Raw genomic sequence first — 22458 nt, forward strand, 5'->3', positions numbered from 1 at the left:
TTCTCAAAAGTAGCATTCTCGCTTACTTTAAAGTACGTTCTTCCTCTAAAAATATGTTAAACTAACAATAGTGAAATATACACTTATTTTCAGAAATTTCTTGAAGGAGTTATGTAAATGAAAAAAGTTCTTGTCGTCGATGATGAACCATCGATTTTAACTTTGTTAACCTTTAATTTGGAAAAAGAAGGCTATCAGGTGACTACTTCCGAAGATGGTAAAAACGGCTTCGAATTAGCTTTGTCTAATCAATATGATTTTATAATTTTAGATGTAATGCTTCCTGGTATGGATGGCTTAGAAATTACCAAAGCACTTCGTCGAGAAAAAATTGACACGCCTATTTTGATTTTAACTGCCAAAGATGAACAAGTAGATAAAATCATCGGCTTAGAAATTGGGGCAGATGATTATTTAACAAAACCTTTTAGTCCCAGAGAAGTCCTAGCACGCATGAAAGCTATTTTTCGTCGTTTAAAACCTACCACGACCGAACCGCTTCAAGAGGACACACCTAAAGCTCCGCTTGTGATTGGCGAGATTCGTGTGGATGAACAAAATTATGAAGTCTTTGTGCGCAATCAGCCCATCGAGCTAACACCAAAAGAATTTGAATTACTCGTTTACTTCATGAAACGCAAAGATCGGGTCATTAATCGGGAAACCTTGTTGGAGCGAATTTGGCAATATGACTTCGCTGGACAAAGTCGCATCGTCGATGTCCACATTAGTCATTTACGTGATAAAATCGAGCCCGATCCCAAACGGCCCGTTTACTTAGTAACTGTCCGTGGCTTTGGCTACCGTTTTCAGGAGCCAAAACGATGAAAAAGAGACTGCGGATTGAATATTTTTTAGTTGCGGCAGTCATGCTTTTATTATTTGTCGGGAGTATTGCAGCGACCAATTTTTTCTTTCAAAAAGAAATGGTTGCTCAGCAAGAAACCTATTTAAGAAGAAAAAATACCCTTTTAACAGACCAGTTGCCCCCTTCCGTTTTCGAAAAAGGGCAACTGACAAACCAACAACAACTCCTTGTCACCCATGCGTTAGATGATGCAGAAGAACGGGTAACTTTGTTGCAAAAAAATGGTACCGTCTTTTTTGACAGCAGCCAAAATGAACCGCTAGAGTCGCACAAAAAACGACCTGAAATCGCTGCGGTTCTATCAGGAGCTACCTATGGTTCAGCTTTACGAAAGAGTAAAACGTTAAATAAAGAACTTCTGTACGTTGCCACGCCTGTTTTAAAATCAGGAGAAATCGTTGGCATTATTCGGATTTCGGAACAAACCGCGCTATTTTCTAAAAATATCCAATCTTTTCGTCGCTATATTATCTTTACATTTGGCATTTTGTTCCTACTAATTACCTTGTTTATCTTTTTATTGTTACGGCAAAAAAATCAACCGCTAGTGACTGTCTTACCGATTCTGAAACGAATGCTTAAACATCCAGATGAAAATCGATCCATTATCCAGCAATCTTCTGAATGGAATGAACTTTACGAAACTATTAACTTACTGAGTCAACAAGTAAGTCAAACGTATAAAGCGTATACGTCTGCGGATGAGCAATTTCACGAACTTTTAGATGAGCTGATGATTGGTGTCTTTATCATTGATACGCAAGGACGGCTTCGTCTGTTGAACCCTAAAATGCAGGAAATGTTAGGACTCTCTGCTAAAAATATGCAAAGCAATTATCTTGAAGTGATTCAAGACGCCGATTTGATTCATTTAATCCATCAAGTCGTCGCTGAAAAAAACAGTTTACATCAAGAAATTACTGTGACACAAGGACCAACACCTTTACGATTAGATCTCTCTCTTCGTTACTTGGATGATCAAAGCGCCAATGATTATCAAGTATTAGGAATTGCCTATGATTTAACGCGCGTTCGCCAACTAGAAAAAATGCAAAAAGATTTTGTATCAAACGTGTCTCATGAATTAAAAACGCCTGTCACTTCTCTTTTGGGCTTTACCGAGACACTCATAGATGGCGCCAAAGAAGATCCGGAAGTCCTTGATCAATTTTTGCACATCATGCAAAAAGATGCCCAGCGTCTGCAACAATTAATTCAAGAAATTTTAGAACTTTCTCGGGGCAGCGCAACAATTCCTTATGCAGAACAAGAAATTACTTTAGAAAAATTTATTACAGAAATTCTCGGTTCTTATCAGCAACAATTGGCAGCAAAACAGCTGAAAACAGTCGTTCATGGTCTGTCAGAGAGCCAATTTTTCACCAAATACGAATTGTTTTATCCAATCGTGAAGAATCTAATTGAAAATGCCATTCAGTATTCCCAAGAAAATGGTCAGATTACTATTTCTTATGCTATTGAAAATCAGCAATTACGTTTATCTGTTCAAGATACTGGCATTGGCATTAGTCAAAAAGACCAAGAACGGATCTTTGAACGGTTCTATCGCGTCGATAAAGCACGTAGCCGTCATTCTGGTGGCACCGGTCTAGGTCTAGCTATTGTCCAAAATTACACAGAATTATTAGGCGGTAAAATCGCCATTGATAGTCACTTAGGGTTAGGGACCACTTTTACAATCACCTTGCCTTTAACAAAAAAAGAAGCCTAAAAAAACTCAGCCAATCCTGTTTATTGGCTGAGTTTTTTGTTTATTTTTCAGTTACTTTTCCATTTACATCACGTTCTACTTGCATATCTGTGATGGCTAAATAACCTAAGTCTTTGACAATTGTTTTTTGAACATCATCGGTGACCATATAGTCTAAGAAGGCTTTTACATCTTTATTAGGCTCCCCTTTTGTATACATATGTTCATAAGACCAGATTTTCCATGAATTGTCTTTCACGTGTTCTTCTTTTGGTTCAACACCATCAATGCTTAAGGCAACAGTGGAATCATCCATATAAGAAAAAGCTAAATAGCTGATTGCTCCTGGTGTTTGTTCAACAATTTTACGAACTGTTCCCGAAGAATCTTGTTCTTGTGATTGAACTGGTTTAGCTCCATCTAAGCCCCATTTTTCAAATGTTGCTCGGGTGCCACTTCCGTTTGCGCGGTTTATTACGACGATTTCTTGATCTTTGCCGCCCACTTCTTTCCAGTTTTTGACTTTGCCAGTAAAGACATCAATCAATTGTTGCTTCGTTAAATTCTTCACGCCGACTTCTTTGTTGACCACTGGTCCCATACCAACCACGGCTACCCGATGATCAACTAATTTAGAGGCATCCACGCCATCTTTCTCTTCGGCAAACACATCGGAATTTCCAATGGTCACTGCGCCATCTGCAACTTGCGAAAGTCCTGTTCCGCTGCCGCCACCTTGGACAGAAACTGTATAATTGGGATGTTCTTGTGTAAATTGATCTTTCGCAGCATCTACTAACGGTTGTAAAGCGGTGGAACCAACAGCGACAATTTTAACTGGTTTGTTACTATCCGCTTCGCTGGATTTTTCAGTTGTGCCTCCTTGAGCTCCACACCCAGTTAATAATAACCCTAGACTCAGCATAGTTGCTGCAATTACACGTTTTTTCATCTTTGCACTTCCTTTTCAATTAGTTACAAGTTTAGTCTACCAAGACTCTGTTAATTCTGTTTCAATTAAATGTAAATAAAAGGTAAAGGTGTGTAAAGAATCTATAAAGGTTAGTGTGTTACGCGTTGTGTCGCCATGTAATGTGCAATTCGTTCCATGGCCGTTGTTAATTTATCCATATCGGACGCATAACTAATTCGGACGTATCCTTCTGCTTCTGGGCCAAAAGAAATACCTGGAATCAACGCTACTGCTTCTTTTTGCGCTAAATCAATACAAAATTTCATAGAATCTTGTTCATAACCAGTAGGAATCTTAGCAAAAATATAAAAGGCGCCATTTGGACGCGCAACTTCAAACCCCAATTGAGTCATCTGTTCATAAACAAAATCGCGCCGTTTCCGATACTCTTCTTTCATAATTTCAGCATCATGCATTCCTTCGATTAAGGCACGAACAGCCGCTTTTTGAGACACTGTTGCAGCCGCAGTAACTAAATACTGATGAACTTTAATGATCTCCGCTGTTAAAAGCGCTGGTGCAAAAATAAAGCCAATCCGCCAGCCTGTCATGGCATGTGATTTCGACAAACCGTTAATTAAAATCGTTTGGTCACGTAACATTTCAGCAATCGAAACATGACTCTCATCATAAGTTAACTCACTATAAATTTCATCGCTGATCACAAAAATGTCGTATTTTTTTAGAACATCAGCAATTGCTTGCAACTCTTGGCGGTTATAGGTGACACCAGTTGGGTTACTAGGATAATTTAAAATAATTGCTTTGACTTGTTCCCCATGCTCGGCCATTGCCGCTTCAATCATTTCAGGGGTCAAGACAAAATCGTTGTCTCGTGTGTCCAAATATACCGGCTCCGCCCCCGCCAATGTAATAATTGGTTCATACCCTGGGTAAATAGGTGCTGGCAATAGCACTTTGTCACCTTGTTCTAAAATTGCTAATAACGAAGCTGAAATCGCTTCTGTTGCTCCAACTGTTACTAAAATTTCTGTCGCAGGCTGGTAAGTCAAATGGTACTTTTCTTTCATAAAATAAGCGGCTGCTTCACGGACATCTAATAAACCAGACATCCCTGTATAATGAGAAAAATTCGCATCAATTGCTTCTTTGGCTGCTTTTTTGACATGCTCAGGTGTGTTAAAATCCGGCTCTCCTAGCGTTAATTTTAAAATACCTTCAATTCCTGAGACTTGTTCGTCAAATTGACGAATTAAAGAAACAGCAATTTTATTTACTTGACGATTAAAACGATTGGTTAAATCCATTTAGCTTCACTCCTTCAGTTGACGTTATAGTAGCACAAATTGACCGTAAAATGAATGATTTTCTCATTGTTTCGCTAGATTTTTATTATAAATATCTCAAAAAAACGGCAGAGAAGAAAATAGGAGAACTTTGTCCTTTTCAACAAAGTTCTCCTATTTATTTATTTTTCGAAACGCCATGTCCGAATTTCAAACGGACGTAATGGTGCATCAACTTCTATCGCTGGTGTCAACGGTTCTTCTAATACATTTGTTAAACAAGTCGCTGGTTGTGTCTCTTTGTGAAGTTCACAAGGAATATTTTGCGCTGTTAGATTAAAGCCACGAACAACTAAATGATTTGTTTGCTCTTGACGTTTAACGGCTGTCCAACCAATTGGTCCTTCTGCCGTTGTCAAGTAGACATGGTTCGGTGCTAGTTTACCTTCATGACGCGCAGTAGTAGCTGCAGTAAAAGGAATTTGTGCACTATAGGCTTGTTGATACGTAGCAAAGCGTTCTTCTGGTTTTCCATGCAATGACAAACCATATTTAAAGGTATATTCTCCTTGGCATTGTGCTTCTGGTGTTGCAAAATAGCCCCAATCACCTAGTTCGCCAACACAACGAATTAATGTGACCGCAATGGTTCCATCTGCCAAGACTTCATACTCATTTAAGCCTTCATTGAAGATAGTCACGCCTTTGTTTTGGTCATGAACATTCACAAACGCTTGTTGGTGCTGCGGGTTTGTTGGATTTTCCCATGTATCGCTTACTTGATTTGGTCGTGTCACGACTTCATAAATACTATCCGCTTCGTGTGTTTCTGTGACCATGCCAGTTGGGAAAAGCACGCGTAAACGATGATCTTTGATTTGATTATTAATGGTTGTTTCAAAGAACAATTGGTTACTTTCTTTGATCATTGTAACCACTGTCGTTATTTCGAACGGGCGAAGCGTCGTTGAACGTTGTGCTTGGCGTTCTCTAAACTCACGAACAGCCTTTTGTTCTTCTTCTAATCGTTCATCTGCTGCAACTGGTAACATGACGGTTTGTTTAATTTGATAACTTGCTTTTACAGGGGAATTTTCTTTATTCGTGATTTCAGCCGTTACATTTTCAGTTGTAATTCCTTGGTCTTCGGTCGGTTTGAAAAAGATATATTCATTCCCAATATCGCCAGTATCTTCAAATGTTAACAATTTTGAAAATGTTTCTCCTGTTTTTTTGTCAGCAATGGTTAAGCTACCATTGTTTTCAATTTTCACTTGAATAAATTCGTTTTCCATTTCATTTGTTGCTGGTTGAGCCAAAAGACTTCCTTCAAAAGCTTTCGGTTCTCCTTGAATCAATGCAAAGCTATCCCAAGAGAATGGCGCCATTTCTTTGACAGATAATTCGACCGTTAAGTATTTAGCCATGTACGGTTGACGGAAGGCATCTTTAGGTAAATCGTAACCAAAACGAACATCTTCTTTGACAACACGGCTTGCAACGGCTTGTCCTGTTGGATCAATCACTTGATAATCTGGGGTGGCTTTTTGTTTTAATTCATGATAAAGATCTTCAGGTTTTCCTGTATAAAATGGCAATCGTTCAATCTCCACTTCCACAGTGACAACCTCCGTTTTCTGATAGCCACTAGTATTAAATAAAACAAACGGGTGCGCTTTTTCTGGGAAAACACTTGTATCAATTGCTTCTGTTAATTGTCGTGTTGCTTCATCTGCTAAGAAATGCCCGACATCATTGGCATTTTCAAAGCGAGTCATCATGCCTCGGTGAACCTCGTCGACAGAACAGCCACAAATACTATCGTGCGGATGGTTTTGAAGCAATGTTTTCCAAGCATAATCAAATTGGTCATGTGGGTAGTCGCCAGTTACTTCGTAAGCCATTGCTGCTAAAGGTTCTGCGATATTTTCTAATTGGCGTTGGACTTTTGTGTTCCACTGTTTTAAATAGACGCGAGCAGAAGAAGTATTGGCTAATGTGTACCAGCCATCCGTTTCTTGACTCGTTAATTCGCCTGTTACTGTTCCTAAATCTTCTGGTAACTCCTCTTGAACAGCTTTCAAATAGTCATCGAAATTGGAATGAATAAATTCATATTCTGGGAATAGTTCATTGGCTAAAGCGATGGCCTTAGTAATATCTCTTTGTACCGGTTGGTGGTCGACCCCATTCATCATCAATAAATGGTTTGTGGAAGCGTAACGTTCCACATCAGCCAATTTTTGTTTCCAAAAAGCGATTGCCGCTTCTTTTTCTGAAGGAATTTCGTTCCCGTTACTATACCAGTTCGCAAAAAGCAAGCCGAAAATTTTCGTTTGGTCAGGACCTTCCCACCACATTTCAGAATATTGTGAGCTATAGTCGCTTTCTAAGACTTGGTTATCAAAGCCAATCGGTTTCACCCCGCGTCCAAAGGCAGCCGCAGGCAGATTTGCTAATTGCATCATTTGAGGCGTTTGACCCATATTCCCAAATGTATCCGGGAAGTAACCTAATTGAACTGGTGCTCCCCATTTTTGACTTTCTAAATGCCCAATCAGCATGTTTCGAACATTGGATTCAGAGCTAATTAAAAAGTCATCTTGTAAAATATAAAATGGTCCGATTTTTAGTTTGCCTGCTTGGACAGCTTTTCTTACGGCTTCTTTTTTCTCTGGGCGAACTTGTAAATAGTCGTCTAAGATAATCGTTTGTCCATCTAAATGGAAACTGTTAAACTCTGGATCATTTTCAATTAAATCTAATACATTATCCACTAATTCAATTAAGCGCATATGATGTTCTTCATAAGGAAGATACCATTCACGATCCCAATGACTATGGGAAACAATATAGACTTTTTTCTTTGTCATCACTTTTCCTCCTATTTTTCCACTCGGATATCAAAATAATCCATAACTAATTCACAAAACATCATATTAGCCCATGAAAACCATTCTCTTGTATAATTTTCAGGATTATCTACGTCAAAACCTTCATGCATCAAATGAGTCCCCGCATCTGTGGCAACTAATAAATCTAAAATTCGTTCTTTTTCTGCTTTATCTTTGGTTGTCATTCCTTCCATTGCTAAAGCAATCGGCCACACGTAATTTTCTGGTGTATGCGAGCTACCAATCCCTTTCGCGTATTTGCCTTCATAGAAGTAAGGATTTTCTTTACTTAATAAGGTTTGACGCGTTGTTAAATATTGTTCATCCTCTGTTGAACAATAACCCAGATAAGGGGCTGCTACTAAATTGGGAACATTACTGTCATCCATCACGCTTGCATTGCCTAAGCCATCCACTTCATACGCGTAAATCGTTTCGTTATTTTGATTTTTTGTTCGTCCAAATGTTTGGATGCCTTCTTCAATCTCTTCTTGTAATTTTTTAGCAATCGCCACAATCGTAGCATCTTCTAAAACATCAGAGAAAATTTCTTGAATATAGCCTAAAATTACGACTGCAAACATATTAGAAGGAACTAAGTAACCATATTGGCAGGCATCATCACTAGGACGGAAGCCTGACCATGTCATCCCTGTTTTGCCGACTGGCGTTCCTTTCCCTGCTTCAACCAACGTATCTTCTTGACGCCACGTATCTCGTTCAAATAAATAAGGTGACTGTGCGTGATCTTGTTCTGTTGTAAAAACGTTGAGAATTTTTTTGACGCCTTCCACAAAATCTGAATTAAATTGTTCGGTCATCCCAGTATTTTTATAAAGTAAATAGGCTAATTGGACCGGGTAACATAATGAATCAATTTCATATTTCCGTTCCCAAATCCAGCCATTCATTTCGGTCTTATCAGTTTGATGGCCTGCATGATTATCTGTTTCATTAAACGCATTGGCATAAGGATCAATGCAAATATAACGAAACTGGCGCTTAACCAACCCAGCAATCATTTGAGCAAGATCTTCGTCTTCTTTCGCAATCACTAAATAGGGACGAACTTGCGCTGTTGAGTCTCTCAACCACATTGCTGGAATATCGCCTGTTAATAAAAAGGTAGTACCATCTTCTTGACGTTTCACTGTTGTTAGTAAAGTATTGGCAAAGGCCGCCTGAAAGTTTTTTGCCCAATCTTGATGTGCTTCACCGCATTTTTCTGTAATTGTCTCCATAAATGTTGCTACGGATTTTGGAACTTCTGTATAAACCATTCTCGTCACCTCTTAAATTTGATATATCATTTCACAATTGAATTATAGCGTTTACATTTCACTTTGTCTAGTGATTTCAATCATTTTTTTCATTTTAAAACCAATTAATTTATGGTAAACTATAAATAAGATATATCTTATTGTGAGGTGAAATGAATGAAGCAACCATTATATCAACAAATTATTGATTATTTACAAAATGAAATTGATTCAGGGCGATTGTCTGTTGGAGCGCAAGTGCCTACCGAAAAAGAATTATCGGCTCAGTTTAACGTCAGTAGAATTACGTCCAAACGAGCGCTAACTGAGTTGGAAACGCAAGGCATAATCCAACGTCACCAAGGAAAAGGAAGTTTTGTTCAAGCACCAAAGCATCCTCTCCATACTTCTTTAAATAAAGTTCTTTTTTTATTGCCTTTTGCAGACGATTTATCAGTAGGAAATTTCTATAGCGGTTTGGCCCCTACTATTCAAGCAGCTGGTTTAGAAGTCTTTATGACCTCACCTAATTTTTTGAGAGAGAAAAATGCTGCGGACATTGTGAATGAGTTTGCCGGGCTTGTCTATTATGCTGCTACTAGTAATGACTACCTCGACTTATTGTTTGAGTTGGCTTTGATGAATTTTCCAGTCGTTGTCTTGGATAAAAAGATCCATGATTTACCTTTTGCAACCATTCAATCAGACAACTTTGCTGGTGGTAAAACAGCAACCGAACGCTTAATTGGCTTAGGACATACAAAAATTGGATATATCCTTTCAGGAAGTCCAGCCCTACAATCCGTTCGGCAACGTTATTTAGGTTATCTCCAAGCTTTAAAAGAAGCCAATCTGGCATTTCATACAGCAATCACGGAAACCAATCTCTTAGATGAACACAACTTTAAACAGTATTTTGAGGCGCACCAACTCACAGCCGTGGTCTGCGATAATGACTTCAGCGCGTTACATTGTTTACGAAACTGTAAAAACCTAGGTATTCATGTGCCAAAAGAATTATCGATTATTGGTTTTGACGATATTCAAGCAGCAGCATTTGTCGAACCGCCATTAACAACCATGGCACAAGACTTTAAAGAAATGGGAAAACTAGCTGGCGAAGTGTTATTACAAACGATGCAACAAGACCTTCAAATCATAGAAGACATTCAAGTACCTGTCACATTAATTGAAAGAGAAACCATTTCTACTGTTTCAAAATGAGCCAAAAAAGAAGGAACTATCAGTCAAATCACTGATAGTTCCTTCTTTTTATTAATGACTTTAGTCAGTTGAAATCTCTAAAGAGATTTCGACAAAAAAACCACGCGTACTGCGCGTGGAGGTCAGAGCTTTAGCGATAAAAACTCCTTTCGATATAATAGATAAAGGCTACCAACCGTTATCAAATCGAAAGGAGTTTTTGAATGTCGAACGACGATAAAAGTTTAGCACATACTCGTTGGAATTGTAAGTATCATCTTGTGTTTACACCAAAATATAGAAGAAAAGTAATCTATGGTCAATTGAGGCGAGATATAGGGGAAATACTAAGAAAATTGTGTGAGATGAAAGAAGTCGAAATCATTGAAGCGCATGCAATGCCCGACCATATTCATATGTTGGTAAGAATTCCACCGAAGTTGAGTGTATCAGGTTTTATGGGTTTCTTAAAAGGAAGAAGTGCAGTAATCATTCATGAACGTCATGCGAATTTAAAATACAATTATGGAAATCGATCCTTTTGGTCAAAAGGCTATTGTGTGAGCACTGTAGGACTGAACCAAAAAACGATAGCTAAGTATATACGAGAACAAGAAGCAGAAGATCGAGTAAGGGATAGTATAAACAAAAGAGAGTATAAAGATCCATTTAGTAAGTAACAACTAGTTAAGAATAGAAAGGTAGCGGTTGGCGGTCTATTAAAAAAGCTCCCTTAAAGGGAGCAGCAGGTAGCGAGCCCTTCTAGGGCTATTAAAAAGCCACCCGCTATGCGGGTGGATATTTACTCCTTAGCGCTAAACGTTTTGGTATCTACCTCTTTTTTAAACAACGCTTTTAATTCTTTGATAAAGTAGCGACCAATCGGACTGATTTCCCGATTTTTGGGAAAGAGTAAACAAATACGATTTTCCAAGGCTGGCGCCAATGGCACTAACCGAATTTCTTTCTTCGTAAAACCCGTTACGACTCCTGAACCAGAAGCATAAGCATTGGTTTCTACCAACAAATTCATCAAGGTTCCACGATCCGTAGTATGAATGACCGATTCCTGTTCAGGAATTTCAACTAAATCTTCAGAAAAATAGGAAAAATTGCTTCCTTCTTGATTAAAGCGGACTTGTGGATAGGGAACTAATTCCTCTAAATGAATTTCTTTTTGCTTGGCTAAAGGATGATGATTTCCTAAAAAAATGTGTGTATTAAAAGTACTAATTACCTCGTAGGCTAGATTAGCTTGTTCTAAATACCGTTCAATACTGACACTATTTTGTTCATTTAAATAAATAATCCCCAACTCACTGTGAAATCCTTTGACGTCTTCAATTACTTTTAAGGTTGTGGTTTCAAAGACACGAAAATCTTTATATTGATCCCCATACTTTTTAAGAACTTTGGCAATTACTTCACCTAAAAAATCGTAATGTTGCGAAGAGATGGAGAATCGTTCGCTGGTCACTGTCTCGCGATAGCGATTTTCCAATAACTCCATTTGAACTAAGACTTTCTCTGCTTGTTCTAAAAAAACCATTCCTTCTTCTGTTAAAAAAGCGCCTTTATTAGTACGTAAAAAGAGGGAAATCCCTAGTTCTTCTTCTAATTCCCGAATACTATTTGACAAGCTAGGTTGTGTAATAAATAGTTTTTTGGCTGCTTCCCGAAAACTCCCATTGTTAGCTATGGCAGCAACGTACTTCATTTGTTGAATATTCAACACTTTTTCCTCCACACACTAATCATTTGAAAAATAAATCTTACGCCCATTCAACGGCTGAAGGGGCCGATTGTTAAAGGCCAACATGCCTTCCTTGATCTTATTTAAAAAGGCTTGATCCATTTTTTGAATGGTATCAAATACAAACCATTTCACTGGACCCTTAGTTGGCGGTGTTGTTAACGAGCCTACATAATGGTAGTGTAGACGCTCCTCTGGTAAAAAGATTGACGGATTAAACCATTGTTGGTGCGTGCCGTTTTCCCAGTCCATCGGATGATTCGCTTCTGAAAAACGATTTTCTTCCTCTGTGATGGTAAACAGGCAACCGACAACTAAATTTTCGCCAGCATCGTTCATATGAACCAAATGGAATTCTAGCGGATACTGCTTTCCCGATAGCAAATGTTCGCTAGGCATATGAAAATGGATATCGGTTAAATGATACGCAACATTTTCAAACATTACGTAACTTTCCGTATTTGGTGGTACAAAATGAAACGTATTTTTGAATTCTTTTTCAGTGAATTCTTCTTTTTTATAATGAAACGTAATCTGAGAATTTACTGTCTCAGCACTTTCTTTTTCTAAAGCAATTGGCGATTGATAAGCAAACTTAGCACCTTCTGCAAACCAGTCACATAGCGTATGCCAATGTTCCGGTCCATCGTTGCCTGTATAGCTCCATTCAACGTCCATATTTTTTATTTTTTTCATACACTCTTCCTTCATTTCCACATAGTAATCAGGTAAAACTCATGTTAAAACTCTATCCTAACATCTTTTCTACGTCAAACAAAAGAACTTAGCTCATTACGCTCCTCGGCAAATGACCTAAGTTCTCCTACCGTTAAATCTGGTTACTGAAAATGACACTAAAAATCAGACGACAAGAACCATCTTTAGTTCAACGGTTATTTGCCCCAGTTTTCAGGATCTTTTTTCCATTCTTGTAATAAGGTAACATCTTTTTCTTCGATATAATTTGCTTCTAATGCAGCATCAATTAAAGTTGAATAATTGGTTAACGTTAGTAACGTCATCTGTTTATCTGCAAAATTTGCCGTTCCTTTGGGTAACTCATAAGTGAAGATTGCCGCAACGCCTAAAACCGTTGCTCCTTCACGTTCCGCCGCTTCTGCCGCTTCTAACACGCTACCGCCTGTTGAAATTAAATCCTCGATAACTACCATTTTTTGTCCTTCAGAAATTCGGCCTTCAATTTGATTCCCTTTGCCGTGATCTTTGGCTTTACTGCGGATATAAACCATTGGTAATCCTAAAATATCGGCTACCCATGCCGCATGTGGAATCCCTGCGGTAGCTGTCCCAGCAATCACTTCGACTTCTGGGAAAGTTTCTTTAATTTTTGCCGCTAAGCCTTCTGCAATTTCTTTACGCACAGCAGGATAACTCATCGTGATACGGTTATCACAATAAATCGGGCTTTTTATGCCACTAGCCCAGGTAAACGGCTCATTAGGGTTTAAAAATACCGCTTCAATCTCTAATAAATCTTTGGCAATTTTTTTTGCTACTTTTGTCATGTTACTTTCCGCTCCAGTCTTTTTTGATTTCTTGATAGGCTTCATAAGGATTTTCTGCTTGGGTAATAGGTCGGCCAACAACGATATATGTGGACCCGATTTCGCGAGCATGTTGCGGCGTAACGACCCGTTGTTGGTCACCTACTGCACTTCCTGCTGGACGAATACCAGGTGTTAAACAAATAAACGTCTGCTTGGTTGCTTCTTGAATACCACGTGCTTCTAATGCTGAACAAACCACTCCATCCAGACCCGCTTTTTCCGCACATTTAGCATAATGAATGACACTTGTCTCTAAAGAAACGTTGATTAATTGATCATGGTGCATCTCTTCTTCACTAGTAGAAGTCAACTGGGTTACAGCAATTAACTCAGGAACCTTAGCGCCTGGCTGAGTCCCTTTGATTAGACCTTCCTTAGCTGCTTGCATCATTCGAACGCCCCCTGCTGCATGGACATTGGTAATGGCAACGCCTAATTTTGCTAAATTTGTCATCGCTTTTTCCACAGTATTCGGAATATCATGTAATTTTAAATCCAAGAAAACATCGTGCCCTTGTTCTTTAAGCCAGCGAACAATCGCTGGTCCTTCTGCGTAAAAAAGTTCCATCCCCACTTTAACAAACAAGGCTTCTTCCTTAGGAAATTTTTCTAAAAAAACAGCCACTTCTTTTTGCGTGGGAAAATCTAACGCAATAATTGGTCTATCGTGCATTTTGCTGCCCCTCTCTCACTTCTTTAATTAATTGTTCCAACGATTCAATACCTAACTCTTCCATTCGCTTAGGTAATCCGTCAATCAACTTCGGACAAATGTATGGATCTGTAAAGTTGGCCGTACCAACCCCGACAGCGCTAGCACCTGCCATGAACATTTCCAAGACATCATCCACTGTTTGAACACCACCCATTCCAATAATTGGCAACTGAGAAACACTGGCGACTTGTCGGATTAAGCGAATGGCAACAGGTTTAATGGCTGGGCCAGATAGTCCACCAGTTTGATTGGCTAAAATAGGTTTTCTCGTTTTTAAATCAATGCGCATCCCTAGCAATGTATTAATCATAGAAAAACCGTCTGCGCCCCCTGCTTCAATTGCTTGGGCGATCGGCACAATGTCCGTTACGTTTGGTGATAGTTTAACATAAATCGGAACAGAGGCGACTTTTTTGACTGCTTGTGTTAATTGAAAAGCAACCTCTGGATCTGTACCAAAAGCTATGCCGCCATGTTTCACATTGGGACAGGAAATATTCAGTTCAATTGCTTTGACGTTAGGCGCTTGCCCAATTTTTGCGCAAACAGCCACATAGTCCTCTTCGCAAGCACCTGCAACATTTGCGATAATCGGTAAGTTAGGGTATTTTTCTAATTTCGGTAATTTTTCTTGCATAACCACGTCTAAGCCTGGATTCTGCAATCCAATGGCATTTAGCATACCACTAGGTGTTTCAGCTACACGTGGTGTGGGATTTCCATATCGTGCTTGGGGCGTTGTTGCCTTAATCATAATTGAACCTAATTGATCAAGATCATAATAGTTAGCATATTCTTCCCCGAATCCAAAGCAACCACTGGCGGGAATAATTGGATTTTTTAATGTTAAACCTGGAATTGAAACGGCTAAAGGATTTTTCATCATAAGATAACCTCACTTGCTTTAAAAATCGGACCTTCATCACAGACCTTGACACTTTTTGCTCCAGTAGTGTCTCCTTTTTTATGGCAAACGCAGGCATAGCAAGCCCCAATTCCACAGGCCATCCGTTCTTCTAAAGAAAGGTAAACGTGTGGATGTGTTGGAAATAAAGAATCAATTGCTTTTAACATACCATTCGCACCACAAGCATAAACTGCATCAGGGATCCGTCCTTTTGCTAACGCTTCTGACAATAAACGGCCCACGTTGCCATGAGCGCCAAACGAGCCGTCATCTGTGGCAAAATGTGTTTCTCCTAATGCCATAAATTCTTGTTGGTAATAAGCAACCTCTTTTGATGCATAACCAAGAAAATGAATCACTTTCACGCCTTTTTCATTGAGTTGTTTTGATAATTCATACAATGGGGGAATCCCGATTCCTCCACCAACGATAAAAGCAGTCTGACCAGCTGCTACGGTAGTTATATCAAAGCCGTTTCCTAAAGGACCTAAAATATCTAATTGTTCACCAGCCTTCATGGTGGCAAACACTTCCGTTCCAGCGCCTTCGACTCGATAAATCAAACGACAGGTTTCGTTCGAATGATCAATTTGGTTGATGCTAATCGGTCGCCGCAAAAGTAAATCTGCACGCGGAACCTTGATATGCACAAACTGTCCAGGTCGTGTCATCTCTTTCACTAACTCACCTTGTAAGTCTAACTGATAAATCCGTGGCGCTAACTGTTTTTGAGCTACAATGGTCATCATTTCTTGCTTTCTCTGCATCAGTATCCTTCACTCCTTTATTCTCTGATTCCCCTATAAATGATTTTCTATTTCTTCGCAAAAGAATCTGGAACAGTCCTCCTCAGACGATTGTTCCAGATTTATGCTTAAATGGCTTCTGTCGTAAAGGCTCTTGATTCTAAAACTTTTAAAATCGCATTCGCTGTGTCAAGTGAGGTAAACAATGGAATCCCATGTTCGACTGCTTCCCGACGGATTGAAAACCCATCTTGGTTGGCACTGGAACGATTTTTATCCATAGTATTGATTACCACTTGTGCATTCCCATTACGAATGACATCCAGCACGGTTTCCCCTTCAGGATTAGAAATTTTCGTCACTTTCTTAACAGGCAACTGATGCTTCGCTAAAAAGTCAGCGGTTCCTTCCGTTGCGACTAAACTATAGCCAATTGCTGAAAAACGCTTAGCAATTTCTAACGCCTCTTCTTTTGTTTCATCAGCAATGGTGAAAAGTACAGCCCCATAACTTGGCAAATGCAAGCCAGATGCTTCAAAGGCTTTATACAAGGCTTTTTCTAAATAATAATCACTACCCATAACTTCCCCAGTTGATTTCATTTCAGGCCCTAAGTACGTATCTACTTTTTGTAGTTTCGTAAAGGAGAATACAGGGGCTTTCACATGAACTTGTTTACTTTCAGGATATAATCCATCTTGATATCCTAGGTCAGTCAATTTCTCACCAAGAATCGCTTTTGTGGCAACTTGGGCCATCGGAATCCCTGTGATTTTACTTAAGAAAGGAACTGTTCGACTCGCACGAGGATTCACTTCAATCACATAAACACGATTTTCATGAATAACAAATTGAATATTCATCATGCCTACACAGTTTAAACCAAGTGCCAGTTTTTTTGTATAATCGGCAATCGTTGCTTGAATTTCTTGAGAAAGATACTGCGGTGGATAAACCGCCATTGAATCACCAGAATGCACGCCAGCTCGTTCAATATGTTCCATAATCCCTGGAATTAGTACTGTTTCACCATCACAAATGGCATCAACTTCACATTCTTGTCCCAATAAATAGCTATCAACTAAGACAGGATGTTCTGGAGAAGCTTTGACTGCATGTCGCATATAATCTTCCAAATCCTTTTGATTTTCGACAATTTCCATTGCCCGACCACCTAAAACATAACTTGGACGCACTAAAACGGGATAGCCGATACGATCAGCAATCACGACTGCTTCTTCTGCACTTGTGGCCGTATCTCCTGGTGGTTGAGGAATCGCTAACTCTTGCAAAGCTTGTTCAAATAAATCACGATTTTCCGCACGATCTAAATCTTCAATCGTTGTTCCAAGAATTTTAACGCCTTGTTTTGTGAGCGGCTCAGCTAAATTAATTGCTGTTTGTCCACCAAATTGGACGATCACGCCAATCGGATTTTCTAAATCAATCACATTCATGACGTCTTCTAAAGTTAATGGCTCAAAGTATAATTTATCAGAAACAGAGAAATCTGTTGAAACTGTTTCAGGATTACTATTCATAATAATTGCTTCATAACCAGCCGCTTGGATCGCTTTGACAGAATGAACCGTTGCATAATCAAACTCGACCCCTTGACCAATGCGAATGGGACCAGAACCTAATACTAGTACAGAAGGCTTTTTCGAAGCATTGCTTTCGTTTTCCACTTCATACGTGCTATAAAAATAAGGCGTGTGTGATTCAAACTCTGCAGCACACGTATCCACCATTTTATAGACGGGCACAATTTGATTGGCTCTGCGGAAGTCAGCGATGGCTTGTTCTGTTTGGGCCCAAAGTGCTGCAATTTTTCGATCAGAAAAGCCATTTTGTTTGGCTTCTTTCAAGACAGCTACGTTGTCCACGTGACTTTCAAGGGCCGTTTCAATTTCGATAATGTGTAAAAGTTTATCCAAGAAGAATAAATCAATTTTCGTTAAACTTTGTAATTCTTCGATGCTATATCCTCTACGAATGGCTTCTGATAAGTAGAACAATCGATCATCTTGCGCATGGACCATTTTCTTCGTTAATTCTAAATCACTGACATGACTTAGTTCTGCTAACTCGTTGTGATAAGCACCAATTTCTAAAGAACGAACTGCTTTTAATAAGGATTCTTCAATATTGCGGCCAATTGCCATGACTTCCCCGGTTGCTTTCATTTGCGTTCCTAGTTCTCGAGCACCTTTTTCAAATTTGTCAAAAGGCCAACGAGGAATTTTGGAAACAACATAGTCCAAAGCCGGTTCAAATTCGGCATAAGTGGTTCCAGTAACTGGATTTTTCATTTCATCTAATGTTAAACCAACAGCAATTTTTGCAGCTAACTTCGCAATGGGATACCCTGTGGCTTTACTAGCAAGTGCAGATGAGCGAGAAACACGAGGATTAACTTCAATCACATAATAATTAAAGCTATGCGGGTCCAAAGCTAATTGAACATTACAGCCACCTTCAATTTTTAATGCACGAATAATTTTCAAGGACGCATCTCGTAACATTTGGTATTCATAATCTGATAAGGTTTGACTCGGAGCAAAAACAATCGAATCCCCAGTGTGAATGCCGACAGGATCAAAGTTTTCCATGTTACAAACCACAATCGCATTATCAGCCGAATCACGCATCACTTCATATTCAATTTCTTTAAAACCAGCAATACTTTTTTCAATTAAACATTGTGTAACTGGTGATAATTTCAGACCATTTTCAGCAATTTGGCGGAGTTCTTCTTCCGTATCGCACATGCCGCCGCCTGTTCCACCTAAGGTAAATGCGGGACGAACGATAATTGGATAACCAATTCGTTTGGCAAAAGCCACGGCTTGTTCCACCGTATTGACAATTTCACTTTCTGGAATCGGTTGTTCTAATTCTTCCATCAATTGTTTAAATAAATCACGGTCTTCCGCTTGGTCAATCGCACTGAGCTTTGTTCCTAGCAATTCTACATTTAGCTCATCTAAAATTCCTGATTCCGATAATTCCATCGCCATATTTAATCCAGTTTGACCACCTAATGTTGGTAGAAGAGCATCAGGACGTTCTTTTCGCAAAATTCTTGAAACAAATTCTAAAGTAATCGGTTCGATATAAACATGATCCGCGATTTCCTTATCGGTCATGATAGTCGCTGGATTTGAGTTTACTAAGACAACTTCATACCCTTCTTCTTTTAGCGCTAAACAGGCTTGTGTGCCTGCATAGTCAAATTCTGCTGCTTGTCCAATAATGATTGGTCCTGAACCAATCACCATGATTTTCTTGATGTCCGTTCGTTTTGGCATTAGTTTTGCTCCTTCCATGCATCCATTAATTCCATAAATTCGTCAAATAAATGAAGACCATCGTGCGGTCCTGGAGCCGCATCTGGGTGATATTGCACAGTAAAAGCTGGATAATCTCGATGACGCACGCCTTCAACTGTTCCATCATTGACTTCCACGTGGGTCACAAGTAATTTTTCTGGATCAATTGTTGCTTCATCTACGGCATATCCGTGGTTTTGTGAAGTGAAATCAATGCGTCCTGTTGCAATTTCTCGTACAGGATGATTCAAACCGCGATGTCCAAACTTCATCTTATACGTATCCGCACCATTTGCTAATGAAAATAACTGATGACCTAAGCAGATGCCGAAAATTGGAACTTTTCCTTGGATTGCTTGAATCATTTCAATAGCTTCAGGCACATCTTTGGGATCTCCAGGCCCATTTGTCAACATGACACCATCGGGACTTAATTCTAAAATCTCTTCGGCCGTTGTATTATAAGGCAACACGGTTAAGTTGCATTGCCGTTTTGATAATTCTCGCAAAATACTATGTTTCAACCCAAAATCAACGACGACCACATTACGCCCAACACCCGGACTCGGATAAGGCTTAGTGGTGGAGACTTGTGCCACTTGATTTTTCGGCATGACCGTCGCTTTTAATTGATCAAACGCATGCGGCAAATCATCCACGGCATCAATGATGCTCCCTTTCATTGTTCCAGCTGATCGTAACTTACGAGTCAGCGCACGCGTATCAATTCCTGAAATTCCCGGAATCCCTTTGCGCTTTAAAAATTCATCCAAGGTCATTTGTTGACGCCAATTTGAAGCAACCCGCGCATGCTCTTTAACAATGACACCTTTACAGGTTGGTGCAATGGATTCATAATCATCTCGGTTGACCCCGTAATTTCCAACTAATGGATACGTAAAAGTAATCATTTGTCCATTAAAACTTTGGTCAGTAATTGCTTCTTGGTAACCTGTCATGCCAGTAGTAAAAACAACTTCTCCTACTACATTGCCTTCTGCACCAAACGCTTTTCCTTCAAATACTGTTCCGTCTTCTAAAATCAATAACCTTTTCAAACCTACTGCGCCTCCTCCGACCAAGCTAATGCTCCGTCAACAAATGTCATAAGTGTCTTTCCTTTGACTGTCCACCCTGTAAATGGTGTATTGACAGCCATTGATTCAAATGCTTCTGCATCAATTGGTGCAGCTGTTGCTAAGTCAAAAACTGCAATATCTGCTGGTGCACCAATTGTTAGTGTTCCTGCGTTTAATCCGAAAATTTCTGCCGGTTTCACTGCCATCCAATCAATTACTTGTTCTAATGTGAAAATGCCTGTTTCGACAAAGTTCGTATAAATCAATTGGAAGGCCGTTTCACTACCGACAATGCCAAAAGGTGCGTTTAAAAATGATTGTTGTTTTTCTTCTAAACCATGGGGCGCATGGTCGGTAGCAATACAGTCAATCGTGCCATCTAACAAGCCGTCAATCAATGCTTGTCGATCTGCTAAACCACGTAATGGTGGGTTCATTTTCCAAAACCCTTCGTCAGCAGGAATATCCTCATCGACTAAAATTAAATGGTGCGGCGAAACTTCGGCTGTTACGTGAATCCCTGCTTTTTTAGCATCTCGAATAACGCGCACGCTTTCTTCTGTTGAAACATGACAAACATGATAATGAACGCCTGTTTCTTTTGCTAAAGTAATATCCCGTGCAATTTGTGAAGCTTCCGTTGCACTTAAAATCCCTGGTAGGCCTAATTTCTTAGAAACTTCTCCTTCATGCATCACACCACCAAATAATAAAGATTCATCTTCCGTGTGCGCAACAAGTGCCATATTTAATGCAGCCGCTTCTTTCATGGCTAAGTACATCGTTCCTGCCGTTTGGACACCAACACCATCATTTGTAAATGCAAAGGCGCCCGCTTCTTTTAAGGCCTTCTGATTGGTTAAAACTTCACTCCGTAGCTCTTCTGTAATGGGGGCATATTGTAAAACTTTCACGACTGCATCTTTTTGAATTAAATCGTAAACTTCACTTAATTTTTCAGCCGTATCTGGTACTGGATTCAGATTGGGCATTGCACAAACCGTAGTAAAACCACCGCGAGCAGCAGCTTTACTACCCGTTTTAATCGTTTCTTTATACGTAAAGCCTGGTTCTCTAAAGTGAACATGCACATCCACCAAGCCTGGCGTGATTAGTTGCCCTTTCGCATCAAAAACTTGCTCAAAATCTGCTTCGTCAAACGATTCCCCGATTGCGTGAATCACACCATTTTCTAGCCAAAGTGCTGCCTCAATCAATTGATTCTCTTTTTTGATGATTTTCCCATTCTTAATTAACGTCTTCATTTCTCCACCTAGGCCTTTCCATGTAAAATTGCTTCTAAAATTGCCATGCGCATAAAGACTCCGTTACTCATTTGCGCGACGATTCTTGATTGCAGACTTTCCACTAATTCATCTGCCAGTTCAACATCCCGATTGACTGGCGCTGGATGCATAATAATTGCGTGTTTCTGTAAACGAGTTGCCCGTTCGTTGGTTAACCCATATTCCAAATGATAGCCTTCTTTTGAAAAACTTTCCTTACCATCATGACGTTCGTGTTGCACGCGAAGCAACATCATCACATCGACTTTTTCAACAATTTCATCTAGCGGCACATATTGTCCATAGACATCAAACTGATGATCGTACCACTCTTCTGGACCTGAAAAATAAATTTCAGCGCCTAAACGGTTTAATAACTGCATATTTGATTTAGCAACGCGAGAATGTGTAATATCTCCCACAATCGCCACTTTCAAGCCTTCAAATCCACCAAATTCTTCATAAATGGTCATCAGATCCAATAAACATTGTGTAGGGTGTTGTCCACTCCCGTCCCCACCGTTAATAATAGAACATTGAATCGTTTTACTTTGAATCAATTCATCGTAATAATTTTCTTTACCATGACGAATGACTGCTACATCTACACCAATTGCCGACATCGTTAGTACTGTGTCGTATAACGTTTCTCCTTTTTGAACAGAACTTCTACTCGCTTCAAACTCAATCACTTCTAAGCCTAATTTTTTCTCAGCTACCTCAAAACTTTTATGTGTTCGAGTACTATTTTCAAAAAACAAGTTTGTTGCAAAATATTGACGTTCTTCTGGGTGCCATTTTGCCCCCTGTTTAAATTCTCCTGCGCGACGGATTAACCCCATGACTTCACGGTCGGTTAAAGCCTCAGCAGTTAAAAGATGTTTTAAACTAATTCGTTCAGATGTAATAATCATTCG

General features: G+C 39.5%; 18 protein-coding genes. 4 read left to right on the plus strand and 14 right to left on the minus strand.

The window, feature by feature from the left end; translation table 11 throughout:
• Positions 1-117 precede the first annotated feature (117 nt).
• Both AB3I72_RS01720 and pnpS read left to right on the plus strand, forming a co-directional pair.
• A complete protein-coding gene (locus tag AB3I72_RS01720; RefSeq protein WP_002360193.1) occupies positions 118-828 on the plus strand; it encodes a response regulator transcription factor in 711 nt (236 codons plus the stop codon).
• Positions 825-2600: a two-component system histidine kinase PnpS gene (gene pnpS, locus AB3I72_RS01725; protein ID WP_010816551.1), complete on the plus strand. Its 1776-nt coding sequence runs from the start codon at positions 825-827 to the stop codon at positions 2598-2600. The genes AB3I72_RS01720 and pnpS overlap by 4 nt, the downstream gene beginning before the upstream one ends.
• 40 nt (positions 2601-2640) lie before the next feature.
• Here pnpS and AB3I72_RS01730 read toward each other — a convergent pair whose 3' ends face one another.
• The 4 genes from AB3I72_RS01730 to AB3I72_RS01745 form a co-directional block, all read right to left on the minus strand.
• Entirely contained in the window at positions 2641-3531 is an 891-nt protein-coding gene (locus AB3I72_RS01730) for a phosphate ABC transporter substrate-binding protein PstS family protein (protein WP_002374731.1), read from the minus strand.
• 110 nt (positions 3532-3641) lie between these two features.
• Positions 3642-4820, minus strand: coding sequence for a pyridoxal phosphate-dependent aminotransferase (locus AB3I72_RS01735; RefSeq protein WP_061101120.1), 1179 nt, complete (start codon positions 4818-4820; stop codon positions 3642-3644).
• A 161-nt stretch (positions 4821-4981) separates the two neighbouring features.
• A complete protein-coding gene (locus AB3I72_RS01740) occupies positions 4982-7672 on the minus strand; it encodes an alpha-mannosidase (RefSeq protein WP_368023460.1) in 2691 nt (896 codons plus the stop codon).
• An 11-nt stretch (positions 7673-7683) separates the two neighbouring features.
• Complete coding sequence (locus AB3I72_RS01745; protein ID WP_002357422.1) at positions 7684-8973, minus strand: glycoside hydrolase family 125 protein; 1290 nt, start codon at positions 8971-8973, stop codon at positions 7684-7686.
• A gap of 156 nt (positions 8974-9129) precedes the next feature.
• Between AB3I72_RS01745 and AB3I72_RS01750 the strand changes: the two genes are divergently transcribed.
• Both AB3I72_RS01750 and tnpA read left to right on the plus strand, forming a co-directional pair.
• The gene (locus tag AB3I72_RS01750) at positions 9130-10176 is read left to right on the plus strand and encodes a GntR family transcriptional regulator (RefSeq protein WP_368023461.1); all 1047 of its coding nucleotides are present in this window, start codon (positions 9130-9132) and stop codon (positions 10174-10176) included.
• 203 nt (positions 10177-10379) lie between these two features.
• Entirely contained in the window at positions 10380-10835 is a 456-nt protein-coding gene (tnpA, locus tag AB3I72_RS01755; RefSeq protein WP_368023462.1) for an IS200/IS605 family transposase, read from the plus strand.
• Between the two features lie 122 nt (positions 10836-10957).
• Here tnpA and AB3I72_RS01760 read toward each other — a convergent pair whose 3' ends face one another.
• The 10 genes from AB3I72_RS01760 to AB3I72_RS01805 all read right to left on the minus strand — a co-directional run bounded on the left by AB3I72_RS01760 (position 10958) and on the right by AB3I72_RS01805 (position 22455).
• Entirely contained in the window at positions 10958-11887 is a 930-nt protein-coding gene (locus AB3I72_RS01760) for a LysR family transcriptional regulator (RefSeq protein ID WP_025190792.1), read from the minus strand.
• Between the two features lie 18 nt (positions 11888-11905).
• Entirely contained in the window at positions 11906-12604 is a 699-nt protein-coding gene (locus AB3I72_RS01765) for a carbonic anhydrase (RefSeq protein WP_002381850.1), read from the minus strand.
• Positions 12605-12801: 197 nt separating this feature from the next.
• Positions 12802-13434: an orotate phosphoribosyltransferase gene (pyrE, locus tag AB3I72_RS01770; RefSeq protein WP_002360179.1), complete on the minus strand. Its 633-nt coding sequence runs from the start codon at positions 13432-13434 to the stop codon at positions 12802-12804.
• A 1-nt stretch (position 13435) separates the two neighbouring features.
• Positions 13436-14149 carry an orotidine-5'-phosphate decarboxylase gene (gene pyrF / locus AB3I72_RS01775; RefSeq protein WP_002365730.1) on the minus strand — a complete coding sequence of 238 codons (714 nt, stop codon included), beginning with the start codon at positions 14147-14149 and terminating at the stop codon, positions 13436-13438.
• A complete protein-coding gene (locus tag AB3I72_RS01780; protein ID WP_002379493.1) occupies positions 14139-15077 on the minus strand; it encodes a dihydroorotate dehydrogenase in 939 nt (312 codons plus the stop codon). Before AB3I72_RS01780 ends, pyrF begins: the two co-directional genes overlap by 11 nt.
• Positions 15074-15865, minus strand: a complete 792-nt coding sequence (locus AB3I72_RS01785; RefSeq protein WP_002365731.1) for a dihydroorotate dehydrogenase electron transfer subunit — start codon at positions 15863-15865, stop codon at positions 15074-15076. Before AB3I72_RS01785 ends, AB3I72_RS01780 begins: the two co-directional genes overlap by 4 nt.
• A gap of 107 nt (positions 15866-15972) precedes the next feature.
• The gene (gene carB / locus AB3I72_RS01790) at positions 15973-19155 is read right to left on the minus strand and encodes a carbamoyl-phosphate synthase large subunit (protein ID WP_368023463.1); all 3183 of its coding nucleotides are present in this window, start codon (positions 19153-19155) and stop codon (positions 15973-15975) included.
• Positions 19155-20234: a carbamoyl phosphate synthase small subunit gene (locus AB3I72_RS01795; RefSeq protein WP_025188428.1), complete on the minus strand. Its 1080-nt coding sequence runs from the start codon at positions 20232-20234 to the stop codon at positions 19155-19157. The genes carB and AB3I72_RS01795 overlap by 1 nt, the downstream gene beginning before the upstream one ends.
• Before the next feature lie 2 nt (positions 20235-20236).
• Positions 20237-21520, minus strand: a complete 1284-nt coding sequence (locus tag AB3I72_RS01800) for a dihydroorotase (protein ID WP_010715248.1) — start codon at positions 21518-21520, stop codon at positions 20237-20239.
• Positions 21521-21528: 8 nt separating this feature from the next.
• Complete coding sequence (locus AB3I72_RS01805; RefSeq protein ID WP_002357411.1) at positions 21529-22455, minus strand: aspartate carbamoyltransferase catalytic subunit; 927 nt, start codon at positions 22453-22455, stop codon at positions 21529-21531.
• Positions 22456-22458: the final 3 nt, after the last annotated feature.

This window comes from Enterococcus sp. GC34, assembly GCF_040886645.1.
Classification (GTDB): domain Bacteria; phylum Bacillota; class Bacilli; order Lactobacillales; family Enterococcaceae; genus Enterococcus; species Enterococcus faecalis.